Raw genomic sequence first — 16,130 nt, 5'->3', positions numbered from 1 at the left:
GTCGTTGAAAAATAGAATCCTGCTGCATGGCACAGGCCGTGCAGTGGCTGCCTCGACGTATTGGGCGCCCATCCGGGCGCCAGGGTTGAGGCGAGGGTATCATGGGTGTCTTCAGCGCGCTGACGACGGCAGTTTCCGGCATGCAGGCGCAGTCCTATGCGCTCGAAAATATCTCGGGCAATATCGCGAATTCGCGGACGGCCGGCTTCAAGCGTGTCGATACGACGTTTTCGGATCTGGTTCCGGATTCGGCTCTGAATCGCCAGATCGCGGGTTCGGTCGCGGCCTATAGCCGCGCGACCAACACGATCCAGGGCGATCTCCAGGCCACGCGCATCGACACCAACGTTGCGATCAACGGCGATGGCTTCTTCGTCGTCGACCAGCGCCAGAGCGGCCTTGGAGCCAATACCCAGTTCACCAACAGCAATCTCTATACCCGCCGCGGCGATTTCGACTTCGATGCCAATGGCTATCTGGTGAATGGCGCGGGCTACTATCTGAAGGGGCTGAAGATCGACGCCGTCACGGGCCAGTTGGTCGGCACCCAGCCAGAAGTGCTGCGCATCACCAAGGAACAGTTCCCGGCCAAGGCGACGACCTCGATCGAGTATCGCGCCAATATCCCGGCCTATCCCGGCACGACGAACGCGAAGACCACAGTTCCGGGTTCCGAGCTGCTGAAGGCCACCGGCTACACCTCCAATCCGCTGTCCACGACCGCCGGCGGAACCGGTCTCGTGACCGGCGCCGACGTCACCCGATTCCTGAGCGATTCCATCGCGGGCGGGTCCGTTACCGTCTATGACGCGCTCGGCAAGGCGACGAGCGTCGAGTTGCGCTGGGCCAAGACCACGAATGCGGCGCCGGCCCAGGTGGGTCCGCCGGCCGTTCCGGCGACCGTCGACACCTGGAACCTCTTCGTTGCCGAGAATACCAGCGCGACGGGCGGCGCCGTGGCTTATCGCAATGCGAATGTCGATATCACTTTCGGTACCACCGGCCAGATGACGAGCCCCGCCGGCGGCAACATCACGCTGCCGAACATGACGATCGCGGGCACGGCGATCTCCGGCATCAACCTCACGACCGGCGGCAATGGCCTGACCCAGAACGGCGATGTCAGCGGCCAGATCGACGCGCGCAGCATCCGCCAGGACGGCTACACCGCCGGCACGCTCGATCGCGTCTCGGTTTCGGCCGAAGGCCAGGTGATCGGCACCTTCAGCAACGGCCAGGTCGTCGCGATGGCTCAGCTCTCGGTGGCCCGCTTCAACGCCGGCAACGCCCTGAAGCGCCTCGACGGTGGCGCCTTCGAGGAGACAATCGAATCCGGACCGCCGATCATCGGTCTCGGCACCTCCCAGCTCATCGGCGGAAATGTCGAGCAATCCAACACCGACATCGCCGACGAATTCTCGAAGATGATCGTCACTCAGCAGGCCTACTCGGCCAACACCAAGGTGATCAGCACTGCGCAGGAAATGCTGCGCGACGTGTTCAGCATCATCCGCTGAGCGGCCTTGTCCGCCGGCGGAGGCGGTTCTGGGCGATCCAGGAGGATCGCCGGTGACGGCAGGAGTTGACGATGGGTCTGAGTACTTCCCTGGGCACTGCGATTTCCGGGCTGCATGTCACGCAGACCGGTATCGGCGTCGTTTCGCAGAATGTCGCCAATGCCGGCGTCGCCGGCTATGTCCGGCGCGTCGTCAGCACCTCAGATACGCTGAGCGGCGCGACGATCGGCACGTCGAGCACGGCCGTTCAGCGCCTGCTCGACAAGATCGTCCAGCATCAGCTCTGGCAGGAAAGCGCCGGCGCCGCCTACACCTCGACCCGGGCGGATGCGCTCTCGAACCTCGACAAGCTGTTCGGAGCACCGGGAAGCGCGACGGCGCTGGATTCGGTCTACAGCTCCTTCACCACCTCGCTCCAGGCGCTGAAGAACGACCCGTCATCCTATACAAACCGCACGGCTGTGCTCGATGCAGCCAGCCAGCTCGCAAACCGCCTGAACGGGCTGTCTGCCGGCGTTCAGGCTGAACGCACCCAGGCCGAGACGAAGATCGGCGGTGCCGTCAACCAGATCAACCAGCTGCTGGACTCGCTGACCAGCGTCAATGCCCGGATCGTGCAGGGGCAGACCGACCAGGCGACAGCGGGTCTGAAGGACCAGCGCGACCGGATCGTCTCCGAGCTCTCGCAATACATGGACATCAAGACCAGCGAGGATGCGCGCGGCTCGCTCAGCATCGTCACCGGATCAGGTGCCCAGATCTTCGACGGCCGTCCGGCGGTGAAGTTCAGCTTCGACGGGCGCTCGGCGCTTGGCCCGGAGTCGCAATGGAGCCCTAACGCGGCGACGCGTGGTGTCGGCACCATCACGATGACCGACAATTCCGGCAACCAGATCGACGCGATCGCCAACAAGGTATTCCGGTCAGGCGAAATTGCGGCCAATCTCGAGCTTCGTGACAAGACGCTGGTGCAGATGCAGGCCCAGCTCGACGAGATGGCCGCGCAGCTCTCGAGCGCCTTGTCTGATCGGGAAATCGCGGGAACTGCCGTTACTGCAGGCGCGGCGTCAGGCTTCGATGTCGACCTCGCCGGGCTTCAGTCCGGCAACAGCGTGACGCTCGACTACCAGGTCACTCCTGGTGGGGCGACGCGGCGCTTTACTTTCGTTCGTGTGGAATCCGGCGCATCGCTGCCGCTGCCGGCATCGGCCAGCGGCGATGCCAACAACACCGTGGTCGGCATTGATTTCTCGGGCGGGCCGGCTTCGGTGGCAGCTCAGATCCAGGCCGCGATCGGCGGCGGGTTCACGGTTTCGAATACCGGTTCGATGCTGCGCATCGTCGACGACGGAGCGGGCAATACCCGCGACGTGCTCGGCCTGACCGCGCGACCGACCGCTACCAGCTTGTCCGGTGCCAACGGATCGCCCGAACTGCCCTTCTTCGTCGACGCCGGGAACGGCAACGGCGCCTATACCGGCTCGTTCGAAGGTCGGTCCCAGGCCGTGGGTTTTGCCAGCCGTATCACGGTCAATCCTGGCCTGATCGCAGACCGCTCGAAGCTGGTCGTCTTCAACACCACGCCAGCGACGCCGCAGGGCGACGCCACCCGGCCGCAGATGCTGCTCGACCGGCTGACGAAGGGACTGCGAAGCGTCACCAACGCGGTCGGCCTCGACGGCTCGACGGCCACCTCCAACATCACCGTCTCGAATTTTGTGCAGCGCGTCGTCGCATCGCAGGGGCAGGCGGTCGAAAATGCCAAGCGCCTCGATGAAGGCCAGCAGGTGGCGCTTGCCTCCGTGCAGAGCCGCTTCGCCGAGACCTCGCAGGTCAATGTCGACCAGGAAATGGCGACGCTGATCGAGTTGCAGAACGCCTATGCCGCCAATGCCCGCATCATCTCCACCGTGAAGGAGATGATGGACATGCTGATGAGAGTCTGAGGGACGCCATCATGACGATTACCTCCTATGGCACCGGAGCCTATCGCGCCGCCAGGCCGAGCGAATTCGTCTCGACCCGGGCAAAGTTCGATGACCTGCAGCGCCAGCTCGATACCGGCAAGAAGGTCACCAGCTATGGCGATCTCGGAATCGAGCGGCGCACCAGCCTGGACCTCAACGCCAAGAAGGCCTCCCTGGATTCCTGGCTCTCTGGGATCCAGCTTGCCGACGTCAATCTCAAGCTCTCGACCAAGGTGGTCGAGAATTTTGCGAAGATGACGGCCGAGACCAAGAATGATGCGCGCTCCGGCAGCTATGTCGAGAGTGCCAGCGGCCGCACGGCGCCGCAGTTGCTGGCCGAAGAGAAATTCAAGCAGACGCTCGACCTGCTCAACACCAATGTCGGCGGGCGCTACCTGTTCTCGGGGCGGACGTCGGATATCGAACCGGTGGTCAGCTATTCCTTGATCATGGATGGCGATGGTGCCGGCCGCGCCGGGCTGAAGCAGTTGATCGCCGAGCGCAAGGAGGCCGATCTCGGCGTGACCGGGCTCGGGCGCCTCACGGCGGGTGGCGCCGGCACGACCGCGACGATCGCGGAAGAGGCCGCCAATCCCAATTACGGGTTTAAGCTGAAGTCCGCCACGACGACCTCGGCGGGACTGGTGCCGACCTATACCGCGGGTCCGCCGGCCGACATCTCCGTGAATGTCGCTGCTCAACCGCAGCCCGGCGACACGCTGCGCTTCAAGGTCGATCTGCCCGATGGCACCCAGAAGGAGATCGTCCTGACGGCGCGTGCACCCGGGACCAGTGGCAACGCGGCGGATACGTTCGAGATCGGTGCCGACGTCAACGCCACGGCTGCCAATCTGCGCGCTTCGGTCTCGGCCGCGTTCGGCAAGGAGGCCCAGACGACGCTCTCGGCCTCGTCGGCCCAGGTCGCGGCCAAGAACGTCTTCGACGGCAGTCGCAGCAATCCGCCGGTGCGTGTACCGGGCCCGCCCTTCGCCACCGCGACGGCCGCGCCTGCGCCGGGCACTGCGGCGAATACGGTGATCTGGTACCAGGGCGATGATGCGCCGGGTTCGGCGCGCGCGACCTCGACGGTGCAGGTCGATCAGACCGAGACCGTCGGCATCGGCGCCCGCGCCAATGAAGAGGCCTTCAAGATTGGGCTGGCCCAGTTTGCCGTGTTCGCTGCCGAGACCTTCCCGGCCGGCGATGCCAATTCAAAGGATCGCTACGAAGCCCTGGCCGAGCGCGTCAACGACACGATTGGCTACGCCAACGGCACCCAGAAACCGGCCGAGATCATCGTCGAGCTCGGCACGGCGCAGAAAGCCCTGGCCAGCGCCAAGGAGCGCCATACCGCTACCCAGAATTACCTGACGACCACGCTCGCCGGGGTCGAAGAGGTCACAACTGAAGAGGTGGCAACGCAGATCCTGGCGCTGCAGACACGTCTCCAGGCGAGCTACCAGACGACCGCGATCCTCTCGAAGCTCACGCTGACGAATTATATCTGAATCATCGAGGCGAAGCAGAAACGAAAACGGCGCCCGAATCTGGCGCCGTTTTCGTTTGGGGTTTCGGCTGATGCCTGGCGCGCCGGCGGATCAGCGTCCGCGCAGGCCGGCAGCGATGTCGCGGTTGATCCCGATCAGCACGGTCAAGGATTCCGGTGTCGGACTAGCGGCAATGCGAAAGGTCTGGTTGAAGATGAAATTGGCGAGGCCCAGGATATTGCGCTTGATCTCGACCGGCAACGGGTTGTCCTCGGCGATGACGGCCGAGACCAGCAGGGTCCAGAGCTTGCGGTTATAGTTCAGGGCGTCGTCGAGTTCTCGCTGACGGCCGAGCCAATCATCGGTGATCGACTGAAGCCGGACGGCGGCTTTCAGGAGCAGGGATGCTTCGAGTTCGCGAGGGGAGACGGCAGACTGGGCAGTCTTGGCGGCAGAGGCGTACGCGTTAAACCCGTGTTGCATTCTCGATGAGTTCCGCTTCGTAGGCGATCAGCTGTTTGGCTGCCTTGAGTGCTTTGTACAGATCGCCGCTTAAGATGCGGTTATTGATCTCGGTCATATGCGGCAGTGAGCTTGGCGCTGCCTTCATGAAGTCGCGCACGAGCTCGAAATAGGTCTCGTGCTCATGCGTCGGGTCCTGCGCCAGATACATCAGCTGGATGGCGAGATAGATCTTCTTCGCCGGGCTGTCGGCGCTCGCGGCGGTGAGAATATCCTTCTCGCGCAGGATCGGCGCGTCGCCTTCGATGAAGAAACGGGTGCGCTGCTCGTCGTTGCGGATCACCACCTGGCCGATGATGATGCGCTCGTTTGGCTTGAGCTCGACTTTGAGAGCCATGACGATCCTGCCTTCTGGCGTTTGGGAGGGGAGGTCCGGTCCTTCGGCGTGATCAGCCGAAGAGCCGGAGCACACCCTGGTCGGCCTGGTTGGCCAGCGAGAGCGCGGTCTGCGAGAGCTGTTGGCGCGTGTTCAGCGCGAGCAGGCTGGCGCCTTCCTCGTTCGGATCGGCGGCGACCAACTTGTCTGCGCCGATCGTCAGCGTGTTGACCAGTTCCTTGGTGAAGTCCTGACGCGTCTGCACCACGGCGAGCTTCGACCCCAAAGAGGACGAGGTGGCCCGAAGTGATGAGATTGCGTTCGTCAAGGCATCTGCCGCCTTGTTGAGATCATTGTCATTCTGCAGGCTGAACTCGCCGGCGATCGAAACCTTGAGATTGTTGGCCTTGCCGATGCCCAGCGATTCCGCTGTCAACATATCGCCCTGCACGTCGATCTTGTTTTTGTTGCTTCCGGTCTTCTCGTTCAGCGTGATCGAGAGCCGGTCGCCGCCGAGCAGGTTGATGCCGTTGAAGCTGGCGTCCTTGGCGAGGGCATCGATCTGGTCGCGCAGGTCGTTGAATTGCTGGACCAGCGAGGTGCGCGTGGCAGAGGAGCCGGCCTTGGTGACGGCGGTGGTGACAGTGCCCGTACCGAACAGCAATTCGTTCTCGGTTGCTGCGCCTGCCGTGAAGACAGGTGGCGCGCCAGCGATCGCACCAGCCTGGACCGACAGGGCGTCCGAACCGGTTCCAATGACGGACAGCTTGCCGTCATTACCGACCGAAGCAGTCGCGATACCCGACTTGTTGATATTCTCGACCAGGTCGCGCACGGTTGTCGTCGCGCCAATGGTGATGTCGTAGGTGACGGGGGTCGGGCTGGCCGATGTAAGGCGGATCGTCGTCGAACCAGCAGCCAATCCGGCGTTACCTGGCAGAGCCGCCGTTGCATCGGATACTGCGCCCTGAACCAGCTTGCTTAGCGCCACATCGCGGATCGTGCTGTTCGTCGCGGTTGCCTCAGAGGCTTTGCCGAGGGCCAATGTGCCGGCGACCGTCGGACGGTTTGCAGCGGCCTCGTTCTGAGCCTGTTTGACGGTGGACTGCAGCGACGAAACCAGCTTGGTGATCGAGTCGATGCCCTTGGACGCGGCCGTGATGGTCTGGATGCCGTTCGAAATGCCGTCCAGCAAGCCCGTCAACTGCTCACCACGATCGTTCAGATTAAACGAAGTGAAGTAGTTGACCGGATTATCGATGGCCGAATTGACCTTCTTGCCCGTGGCGAGGCGATTCTGAATGACACTTTGCTGCGCGGTCGTCTGCTGAAGCGTCAGGAGGTTGTTGCGGACGCCGCTGGAAAGGATCGTGTTGGCCATCGTGGTCCCCTGAAAGCGCGATTCTGCGCTGCTCCGGTTTTGCTGTGGACCCGACAATTCCTCGTTAAGGATAATATTCCGTTAATTCCGCCAGAAACGGCGCTTTGCCGGCCCGATCTGCGACGATAGGGCGCCGGCAAATAAGAACGGCGGGGCTCGCGCCCCGCCGCTTGTTGTCTTCGGCCCACATTCTGTGGGCATGCCCGCTTCTGCGGACGAAGGATCAGAACATCCGCAGGACGGCCTGGTCAGCCTGGTTCGACAGGGTGAGGGCGGTCTGCGAAAGCTGCTGGCGAGTCTGCAGAGCGAGCAGCTTGGCGCCTTCCTCGTTGGTGTCGGCGAGGACGAGGTTGTCGGCACCCTGGGTCAGCGTGTTGATCAGGTCCTTGCTGAAGTCCTGGCGGGTCTGAACGACCTGCAGCTTCGAGCCCAGTGAAGACGACGTGGCCCGCAGCGATGAGAGAGAGTTGGTCAGAGAATCGGCTGCCTTGGCGAGGTCATTGTCGTTCTGCAGGCTGAATTCGCCGGCGATCGAAACCTTGAGATCGTTGGCCTTGCCGATACCCAGGGATTCCGACGTCAGCAGATCGCCCTGCACGTCGATCTTGTTCTTGTTGCTGCCGGTCTTCTCGTTCAGCGTGATCGAGAGCTTGTCGCCGCCAAGCAGGTTGATGCCGTTGAAGCCGGAATCCTTGGCGAGCGCATCGATCTGGTCGCGCAGGTCGTTGAACTGCGCGACGAGCGAGGTGCGCGTGGCGGAGGATCCGGCCTTGGTGACGGCGGTGGTGACAGTGCCCGTACCGAACAGCAATTCGTTCTCGGTTGCTGCGCCTGCCGTAAAGACAGGTGGTGCGCCAGCGATAGCACCAGCCTGGACCGACAGGGCGTCGGAACCAGTTCCGATCACGGAAAGCTTGCCGTCATTGCCGACTGAAGCAGTCGCGATACCCGACTTGTTGATATTCTCGACCAGGTCGCGCACGGTTGTCGTCGCGCCAATGGTGATGTCATAGGTAACGGGCGTCGCGCTGGCTGATGTCAGGCGGATCGTTGTCGAACCAGCAGCCAAACCTAGGTTGCCGCCGGAGGACGCCGTTGCATCGGCCGCAGTGCCCTGAAGCACCTTGTTTAGCGCCACGTCGCGGATCGAGCTGTTCGTCGCTGTCGCCTCAGAGGCCTTGCCCAGAGCAACTGTGCCTGCGACCGTGGGGCGGTTTGCGGCGGCTTCGTTCTGAGCCTGCTTGACCGTCGACTGCAGCGACGAAACCAGCTTGGTGATCGAGTCGATGCCCTTGGAGGCTGCCTGGATCGTCTGGATGCCGTTGGAGATGCCGTCGAGCAGACCGGTGAACTGGCCGGCGCGATCGTTCAGGCTGGCGGCGGTGAAGAAGTTGACCGGGCTATCGACGGCCGAATTGACCTTCTTGCCGGTGGCGAGGCGGTACTGGGCCTGCTGAGCTTCGGTCTTGGTGGAGCCGAGCGAGCCGAGCGCGGCGCGGACGCCGGCAGAAACGGAAACGGTAGCCATTGTAGAATACCCTTCTGGGATGGTGCCTTCTGGCGTCGTGGCCTTCTGGCCGCGACCGGAGGACACTCGGTCGCCAACCCGTAATGACTGGTAAATTTCACTGATCGAATTGCCGCGAGATTGGGCAAAGCCGCGGCATGGTTAAGTGCTTGATAATAGCCTGATCAGGTTTCGGTGGATCCAAACGCAGACCGCCCGCAGGAGCGGGCGGTGATTTGCAAACGAGAGGAAACGCGGCTGCGCGTCAGGCGCTTCGCTCGACATAATGCCGGGCGGCGGTCTCGTCTGCCTGCCGGGAGCGTTCGGCGAGTTCCCGCGAATAAACGCGTAATCTCAGCAGCATCTCATCCGGAAGCTGCGAAATCATCTCACCGGTCGCCTTGTTCTTCTTCTGAAGGACGACGGTTCGGGTGCGGGGGTCGATCACAAGGCGTCGCTCAATGACGTCGCGCAGATCTCTTTCGCGCTGGCGCGTCGACTGATCGTCGAGCATCGCGTTCTGCTTCGCGGCGGCGGCATCACGCCGAGCCTGCTCAGAGCGGGCCTGCAGGTCGAGATGGACGGCTTCGCCTGCCGCTGTCGACTGGACGGTTTGCGCCGCCGGCAGTTCGACCGGGATGCTGCCCTTGGTCGCCGCCGCATCGCTTCTGGCGGTCACGTGATAGGCGCCGACCGCCGTCGCCCTCGTCGAGGCCCCGAAATCCATCACTCACTCCTTCTGGAGTCGGATAACAGCCGCCCCTCGCGGCCGTCGTACGGAAGGCGCGGACAAGCCGCACCCTTCGCATCATATCGACAATGGCGGAGGAGATTGAATCTTCCGTAAGGAGATTAGGTAAATTTTGACGATTGACGTGGCAGCCGCCGCCTTAGTGCGGGGCTTCCCGGGGGAAGGTCGCCTCCTGGCTCCCCCCGCGGTTCAGAGACTGCGGGAGATCACGAGCGGCCCGGAGTTCGGTCGCACAAAGGCGCCGGCTCCCACAGTTGCCGTCGGACCGTAACCGGCGGCTCGCATCGGGCGGTTCGCCTCGGAGGCGAGATCGCGGACGATCGATTCCGAGACCGCCCGCGCGGTCGCAAGTACGATCTGGTTGATCTCGATCAGGTCCTGGAACGCGATATGAGCGGCCTTCAGGCGCTTGACCTGATCGGGGACGAAACGTGCCAGTGCCACCGCGTTCAGCTTCACCTGCTCGACACCGCGCATATAGATGCCGGCAAGCTCGGTCTTGCGCGGCTCGCGCTCCATCGCGTCCGACAATTTGCCGGCGCGAACCAGCTCAGTTTCCTCGCCAACGACATGGGACAGGGCCCCAAGCGTCTCCAGCACGGCTTCGATCAGAGCCTGCGCCTCGAGAGCGCTTGCGATGCGCGGCCGTTCATCCAGTACACGCCTAGCCAGCGACACGGGCAGCTCCGGTCGTTGTCGCCGCGGTGGCCTGTTCCTGGACCTGCAGCAGGCTGCGCATGATCGGATCGGACAGGCCGATGCCACCGGCGCGCTGCAGATTGCGGGCATATTCCTGGGTCAGCATCGAGCGATAGACGCCACCGCCGGTGCCGTTCTCGCCGAGCGGCCCCTCGGTCTCGCTGGAGGCCATCAGCTTGTCCGTGACCTGTTCGAGGAAGACGGTCTCGAACTCGTCGGCCTGCTTCTTGGCCTTCGCCTTGGCGGGATCGAGCGCGTTTGCCAGGCCGTTGACGAGGCTTCCGGCAACGCCGAGCGCCAGTTTCGCAGCGGGAAGGGCGAGTGCGGCGGTCATTACATCACCTCGATTTCTGCCTGGAGGGCGCCGGCGGCCTTGATCGCCTGAAGGATGGAGATCATGTCGCGCGGGCCGATTCCGAGGGCGTTCAGTCCGTCGACGAGCTCGGCGAGCGTCACGCTCTCCTTGACGAGGGCGAGCTTGTTGCCGCCTTCGGTATCGACCTTGACGTTGGTGCGGGGCACGACCGTGGTGCGACCGCGGGCAAAAGGTTCGGGCTGGCTGACTTCCGGCTGCTCGCTGATCGTCACCGTCAGGTTGCCCTGCGCGACGGCGACGGTGGAGACACGGACATCCTTGCCCATGACGATGATGCCGGAGCGCTCGTCGATGACGATGCGGGCGAGTTGGTCAGGCTCGACCCGCAGCTGCTCGATCTCGGTCAGCATGCGGATCATGTTGCCCTGGAAGCGTGGCGGGATCTGCAGCACGACGGTTGAGGGATCGGTCGGCTCCGCGGCATCGCCACCGAGGAAATCATTGATCGCAGCGGCGACGCGACGCGCTGTCGTGAAGTCCGGGTTGCGCAGCGAGAGCCGCAGCGTCTTCAGCTTGTTCAGCGCGAAGTCGATCTCGCGTTCGACCATGCCCCCATTGGCGATGCGGCCCACCGTCGGCACGCCGCGCGTGATCTTGGCGGCGTCGCCCTCGGCCGAGAAGCCCGAGATCGCGACCGGCCCCTGCGAAACGGCATAGACCTCGCCATCGGCGCCGAGCAGCGGCGTTGCGAGCAGCGTGCCGCCCTGCAGCGATTTGGAGTCACCCAGCGCGGAGACCGTGACATCGAGGCGCGTGCCCTGGGTGGCGAAGGGCGGCAGGTTCGCGGTCACCATCACGGCGGCGACATTGGCGGTGCGCATATTCGCGCCGCGGGTATTGACGCCGAGTCGCTCCAGCATGGCCTGGAGCGACTGCTTGGTGAACGGCGTGTTGTTGAGCGTGTCGCCGGTGCCGTTAAGGCCGACGACGATGCCATAGCCGAGGATCTGGTTGCTGCGCACGCCTTCGACGGCGGCGAGGTCCTTGATGCGGGAGAGCGCCTGCGCCGGTTCCGCCGCCCAGGACAGGCCGATAGCCAGCAGCGCGGCCAGCGGCGTCACAAGGCGTTTCAGGGAGGGCAGGCGAACCATCGGGCACCGGCGTGAATGAGACAGTAGTGGTTCATGCCTTGCGAGGGGCGTGCCAACTGCTGGTTTACTGAAAACCCTTATTTGCCAGCCTGTTGTAATGTTGGCTCTGTCTGGCGCTTGCCGTTGTCGCTATGTCGTTCTTGCCGGATCGGCAGTTTTTGCCGGGCGATTCACCGCTTGTTAACCATGCGGGTCCAAGGCTTGGCGCATCGTCAACCGAGGCCGTCATGATCCGTATCGACCCGCGCACGCCCGTTATCGGGGCTGGCTCGGCCAGCCAGACGCGGCGGGCCGGCGCGGCGTCGTTCTCATTGCCCGGCCGCGAATCCGCGACGGCGACACAGGGAAGCACGGTCAGCAATGCGGGTTCGCTCGACCTCCTGCTCGCGGTCCAGGCCGAAGGCGATGCGCAGGAGCGCAAGAAGCGTCAGGCCAGGCGCGGGCATGACCTTCTCGACGGGCTCGACAGGCTGAAGGCTGCGCTCCTCTCCGGCCGCGTCCAGATTGCCGAGCTGGAACGCCTCAAGACGACGCTGTCGTTGCGGCGCGAGACGACCGATGATCCGCGCCTCGACGATGTGCTGGCTCATATCGAGCTGCGGGCGGCGGTCGAGCTCGCCAAGCTCGGGCGTTAGATCATCGGACCGGAAATCGTGTCCGGTCCGATGATCTAACGCTTTGTGTTTGCATCGGCTTTCCCGAAAACTGCAAACCACTTTTCGGGCCGATGCGGTAGCCTTCGAACCTGCCGCTGGCCCGATCAGAACCGAGCGGTCGCAGCGAGACCCTTACTGCGACTGGGCGCACACGCTCGGCGGCGACACGCCCTTGAAGCGCTGATCCATCCAGGCGATGGCCGCCTCGGCGCTGTCACGCGCTGCGAGGAGATGGCCGACGCCCGATAAAGCTTCGAATTGCACCGCGCTGCCGGCGCGACAGAGCTTGTCTGCGTAATCGCGTGTCACCTGGGGCCGGACGAGCGTGTCGCTCGTGCCCTGTGCCAGATAGACCGGGATGCTGCGCGGCAGGAGGCCGGGGGTATTGCGGCTGAGAAGCGCGCGCCAAGGCTGCTGCTCGGCGAAGGCGTTGTCGACAAGAAAGCGGCGCTCCAGCGCCTTGGTCGGGCGCAGCCTGCTGAAGATGTCCGTCAGGCTTTCCAGGCAATCCGCGGCCAATTGATCGACCATCGGGATCGCCTCCGAACTGACGATCTTGTTCAGGGGCGCCTTGTAGACGCGCGTCCAGGACCACAAGGTCATTGCCGTCAGGTTCCGGCCGCCATCCGTGTCGATGTCGTCGGACAGCAATGTTGCGAGTTCAGTCGCAGGCGCGGCGGCGGCAACACCGACGAGGTCGAGTTCGGGTGCGAGACGCTTCGCCAGGATGCCGGTGAACAGCGCCGCGTGCCCACCCTGCGAGTGGCCCCAGACGGCAAAGCGCCGTCCGGCGGAGGCATTGGGAAGCTGGGCGGCTGCGCGCACCGAGTCGACGACGGAGCGGGCCGCGCTGGCGCCGACCAGATAAGGATGGATTCTCGGGGCGCCCAGGCCGGGATAGTCCGTTGCCGTGACGATGTAGCCACGCGCGAGCATCGGACGCAGGCCCTGAATGGATTGGAAAATGCCGCCGGAGCGCGACGGTCCGCATTGCGGCTGGACCCCGGTCGTCGGGTGCGCCCAGGCGACGACCGGGCGTCCCTCGGCCGGACCGGGGCCGGGCGGGACGATCGCGACCCCGGACACGGCGATCGGCCGTCCGTCGAGACCGATCGAGCGGTAGAGCATCCGGTAGGCGCTGGCGCCTTCGGGCGTTCCGTTCAGAATCTCGGTCCGGATCAACGTTCCGGGACGCCCTCCGGCGATTTCGGCAGATGTCGCCGTATAGAAGTCCGATTGCGCCTTGGCTGGCGAGAGGAAGCTGGCCGCCGACATCCACATCAGCAGGGCGAGGATGGCGCGCATAAACGGTTCTCCAGAGGTGGCACAGGCTTCGGTCGGTTTGACCGGAACTAGCCGAGAGACCGTTTAGGATTCGCCCACTCTGCCGAATCGACGCGTGTCGATCCGGCACGGAAACGGGTCGTCAGCGAATGAACTGGTCCGCGTACTCCGCGCCCAGTCCGTTGCTCGCGTAGTGCGCGCGGCACTTGTCGATGCGGGTGAAGACGTCGTCATAGCCCAGGCACTTGCCGTCGGGGTCGACATAGATCATCGCGCCATTGACCTGGAACATGGTGATCATCTCTTCGACGTCCGGGTCGACGACGAGCGTATGGGTCTCGCCCGGCGCCTCGTAGACATAGGACCCCTCCGTCGCCACCCAGTCGTGCTCCAGGTAGCGCCACTTTCCCTTGAGGACATAGCCGTGCACGGGCAGGGGGTGGCGGTGGCGCGAGAGCACGCCGGCGCGGCGCACTTTCAGGAGGTTCATCCAGTAGCCGCGCGTCACGCAGAAGAGCAGCGGGCGGAACCAGACATTGTCATCGACCGGGACCCAGACCCGCTCGTCGGTTGGAATGACATTGGGCACGATCAGTTCGGGAGGGGAATCCTTCGGCTGGGGGTGGCGATAGGGCGTCCACCGCTCTTCGACACTCGCCTCGACGGGCATGGGGTTCGGTTTGGTCATGGCGTTTCCTGCCTGAGATCTTGATTCAAGTCGTTGCCGGGGTGATTCCGGAAGCGGTTCTATGTCGTTGCTGCGTTTGGTGTTTTCTGCCGATGCAGGTGGTGTCAGACGGCGAGGTACCCGCCATCCACGGGCAGGATGGCACCGGTCACGAACCTGGCCGCATCCGAGAGCAGGAAGGCTATGGCGCCGCCGACATCGCTGGGTTCGCCCCAGCGACCCTGTGGTGTACGCGCCAGAATCGGCGCCGAACGGGCAGCGTCCTCGACCAGCGGCCTGGTCAACTCGGTCGCGATCCAGCCGGGAGCAACGGCGTTGACGCGGATGCCTTCAAGCGCCCAGGCGGCGGCGAGCGACTTGGTGAGCTGGCCGATGCCGCCCTTCGATGCGGCGTAACCCGGGGCGAAGGGCGAGCCGTGGAAGGTCAACATCGAGGCGATGTTGACGATCGCTCCGCCATTGGCGGCGAGCTTGTCCTTGGCTGCAACGCACATCCGCATCGACCCGGTGAGGTTGACCTCGATGGTCAGGCGAAAAGCCTCGATCTCGAATTCCTTGCCGCCGCGCTGGATCATGCCGGCGCAGTTCACCAGCCCATCGATCCGGGGGCAGAGCGCGACGATGGCCGCGACCTGATCATCCCTGGTCACATCGAGCTTGGCGTGACGGATCGCGGGGTGAGGCGGGGAGGCTGCGACCTCCTCATCGGTGAGGCCGGTGGCGATGACCTCGTAGCCGGCCTGGGCGAGCGCGAGCGCAGCGCCTGAGCCGATGCCGCGTGTACCGCCGGTTACGAGAGCGAATTTGGGAGCGGGAGTCTCTGTCATGCCCCAAGGCTAGAGCGACCGGCGCGATCACGGAAGGCCGGCAAAGGCAGAGCAGGGTCCCTTCATTCGAGGCTGTATTTCAGGCGCAGCAGGGCGGTGCCGCGCGTCTCATATTGGCTCGCGACCAGCGGCATCTGGCGTGCCAGCGCCAGATCCAGAGAGGCCTCCCAGGAGAGATCGGCCAGGGCTGCGAGGTCGGCGGTCAATTTGACCTCAGGCACGAGGGTCGAGTGCGGACCGCCGTCGGGGGCGAAGACATAGCTGCCGGCCATGGAGAGCTGCGAGCTCATGGTCAGATGCTGAAGAAGCTGATGGCGGAAGCCGACCAGCAGATTGGCGTTCTGCTCGGGCTTTCCGGCCGTGCTGCTGCCGCCTCCCGTCGAGATCGTCCAGATGAAGCCGGGCCCCTTGTTGGCGACGGGCCGGGCCAATTTCCAGTCGATGCGTGCGTCGCCGACCTGCTCGCGCCCGGGCGGTGCGATCAGCTTGGTCGAGACCGAGAACGTGTCGGCGCCGAGCTGGAGGCCGACGCTCCGCTCGGGCGCAGACCCTGCCGGGCCACGTGTCGAAAAGCCCTGGCGAATGACGCTGAGCGGGATTTCCCTGGGCAACTGCCGGTTGGCCTTCGGCGTGGCGGGCCAGTTTGCGCGCGCGCTCAGAGCCGGATCGAACGGCACGGCGTCCAGATCGTCCTGTGCCTCTTGAGCCTGTGGTTCGACCGCGTCCTCAGGCTCTTCGTGGGTGAGGATAGGTTTGGGAATGGGGAAGCGCGGGCTGTAGGCACCGTCGTCATTGGCCTTCGCCGCCCAGCCCGTGGCGAGGAGGAGGGCAACGATGCCGGCCCGAGCCCCGATGGGCCGGCCAGCACGAATACTGCAGGGATGGTGATACAAAGTCGGCATTCTTCCTCGGCGGCGCTCTCAAATCGAAGTTAGAACGGGAAGGTGCAGTTTTTGCGGCAGTGCAGCATGAAGGCAGTGCGGCATGAGGCTTGGGCAACTCGGCCAAAAGCCGTGCTTCCCCAGTGGCACGTAACCCGCTAGGAAGCGCGCGGGCGGGCT

The 16,130-nt window shown here is 64.2% G+C and carries 16 protein-coding genes; 4 read left to right on the top strand and 12 right to left on the bottom strand.

What is annotated here, in order from left to right; genetic code table 11:
- The first annotated feature begins 101 nt into the window (after window positions 1-101).
- From AB4099_RS00935 to AB4099_RS00925, 3 genes are all read left to right on the top strand, one after another.
- A complete protein-coding gene (locus tag AB4099_RS00935; RefSeq protein WP_113513560.1) occupies window positions 102-1,517 on the top strand; it encodes a flagellar hook protein FlgE in 1,416 nt (471 codons plus the stop codon).
- 71 nt (window positions 1,518-1,588) lie between these two features.
- Window positions 1,589-3,463: a flagellar hook-associated protein FlgK gene (gene flgK, locus AB4099_RS00930; protein ID WP_441476713.1), complete on the top strand. Its 1,875-nt coding sequence runs from the start codon at window positions 1,589-1,591 to the stop codon at window positions 3,461-3,463.
- Between the two features lie 11 nt (window positions 3,464-3,474).
- A complete protein-coding gene (locus AB4099_RS00925; RefSeq protein WP_441476712.1) occupies window positions 3,475-4,992 on the top strand; it encodes a flagellar biosynthesis protein FlgL in 1,518 nt (505 codons plus the stop codon).
- Window positions 4,993-5,082: 90 nt separating this feature from the next.
- Here AB4099_RS00925 and flaF read toward each other — a convergent pair whose 3' ends face one another.
- From flaF to AB4099_RS00885, 8 genes are all read right to left on the bottom strand, one after another.
- Window positions 5,083-5,454, bottom strand: a complete 372-nt coding sequence (gene flaF / locus AB4099_RS00920; RefSeq protein WP_113513554.1) for a flagellar biosynthesis regulator FlaF — start codon at window positions 5,452-5,454, stop codon at window positions 5,083-5,085.
- Window positions 5,438-5,830, bottom strand: a complete 393-nt coding sequence (gene flbT, locus AB4099_RS00915; protein ID WP_113513552.1) for a flagellar biosynthesis repressor FlbT — start codon at window positions 5,828-5,830, stop codon at window positions 5,438-5,440. Before flbT ends, flaF begins: the two co-directional genes overlap by 17 nt.
- 52 nt (window positions 5,831-5,882) lie before the next feature.
- Window positions 5,883-7,190, bottom strand: coding sequence for a flagellin N-terminal helical domain-containing protein (locus tag AB4099_RS00910; protein ID WP_113513550.1), 1,308 nt, complete (start codon window positions 7,188-7,190; stop codon window positions 5,883-5,885).
- Between the two features lie 223 nt (window positions 7,191-7,413).
- The gene (locus AB4099_RS00905) at window positions 7,414-8,718 is read right to left on the bottom strand and encodes a flagellin N-terminal helical domain-containing protein (RefSeq protein WP_113513548.1); all 1,305 of its coding nucleotides are present in this window, start codon (window positions 8,716-8,718) and stop codon (window positions 7,414-7,416) included.
- A gap of 244 nt (window positions 8,719-8,962) precedes the next feature.
- Window positions 8,963-9,424: a hypothetical protein gene (locus tag AB4099_RS00900; RefSeq protein WP_441476711.1), complete on the bottom strand. Its 462-nt coding sequence runs from the start codon at window positions 9,422-9,424 to the stop codon at window positions 8,963-8,965.
- A gap of 213 nt (window positions 9,425-9,637) precedes the next feature.
- A complete protein-coding gene (locus tag AB4099_RS00895; RefSeq protein WP_441476710.1) occupies window positions 9,638-10,126 on the bottom strand; it encodes a hypothetical protein in 489 nt (162 codons plus the stop codon).
- Window positions 10,113-10,481, bottom strand: a complete 369-nt coding sequence (locus AB4099_RS00890; protein ID WP_113513544.1) for a rod-binding protein — start codon at window positions 10,479-10,481, stop codon at window positions 10,113-10,115. The genes AB4099_RS00895 and AB4099_RS00890 overlap by 14 nt, the downstream gene beginning before the upstream one ends.
- Window positions 10,481-11,614 (bottom strand): flagellar basal body P-ring protein FlgI, encoded by a 1,134-nt coding sequence (locus AB4099_RS00885; RefSeq protein ID WP_113513542.1) that lies wholly within the window; start codon window positions 11,612-11,614, stop codon window positions 10,481-10,483. The genes AB4099_RS00890 and AB4099_RS00885 overlap by 1 nt, the downstream gene beginning before the upstream one ends.
- 227 nt (window positions 11,615-11,841) lie before the next feature.
- Between AB4099_RS00885 and AB4099_RS00880 the strand changes: the two genes are divergently transcribed.
- A complete protein-coding gene (locus tag AB4099_RS00880; RefSeq protein ID WP_113513540.1) occupies window positions 11,842-12,249 on the top strand; it encodes a flagellar assembly protein FliX in 408 nt (135 codons plus the stop codon).
- 153 nt (window positions 12,250-12,402) lie between these two features.
- Here AB4099_RS00880 and AB4099_RS00875 read toward each other — a convergent pair whose 3' ends face one another.
- From AB4099_RS00875 to AB4099_RS00860, 4 genes are all read right to left on the bottom strand, one after another.
- Window positions 12,403-13,575, bottom strand: coding sequence for an alpha/beta fold hydrolase (locus AB4099_RS00875; RefSeq protein WP_441476709.1), 1,173 nt, complete (start codon window positions 13,573-13,575; stop codon window positions 12,403-12,405).
- Window positions 13,576-13,696: 121 nt separating this feature from the next.
- Window positions 13,697-14,242 carry a 2,4'-dihydroxyacetophenone dioxygenase family protein gene (locus AB4099_RS00870; protein ID WP_441476708.1) on the bottom strand — a complete coding sequence of 182 codons (546 nt, stop codon included), beginning with the start codon at window positions 14,240-14,242 and terminating at the stop codon, window positions 13,697-13,699.
- A 104-nt stretch (window positions 14,243-14,346) separates the two neighbouring features.
- Window positions 14,347-15,069, bottom strand: a complete 723-nt coding sequence (locus AB4099_RS00865) for an SDR family NAD(P)-dependent oxidoreductase (RefSeq protein ID WP_441476707.1) — start codon at window positions 15,067-15,069, stop codon at window positions 14,347-14,349.
- Between the two features lie 62 nt (window positions 15,070-15,131).
- Window positions 15,132-15,971, bottom strand: coding sequence for a hypothetical protein (locus AB4099_RS00860; RefSeq protein WP_441476706.1), 840 nt, complete (start codon window positions 15,969-15,971; stop codon window positions 15,132-15,134).
- Between the last annotated feature and the right edge of the window lie 159 nt (window positions 15,972-16,130).

It is taken from the genome of Allobosea sp. 2KB_26 (genome assembly GCF_052115715.1).
Classification (GTDB): domain Bacteria; phylum Pseudomonadota; class Alphaproteobacteria; order Rhizobiales; family Beijerinckiaceae; genus Allobosea.
The sequence above is the reverse complement of the archived record's forward strand: the minus strand, read 5'-3'. Positions and strand labels throughout refer to the sequence as shown.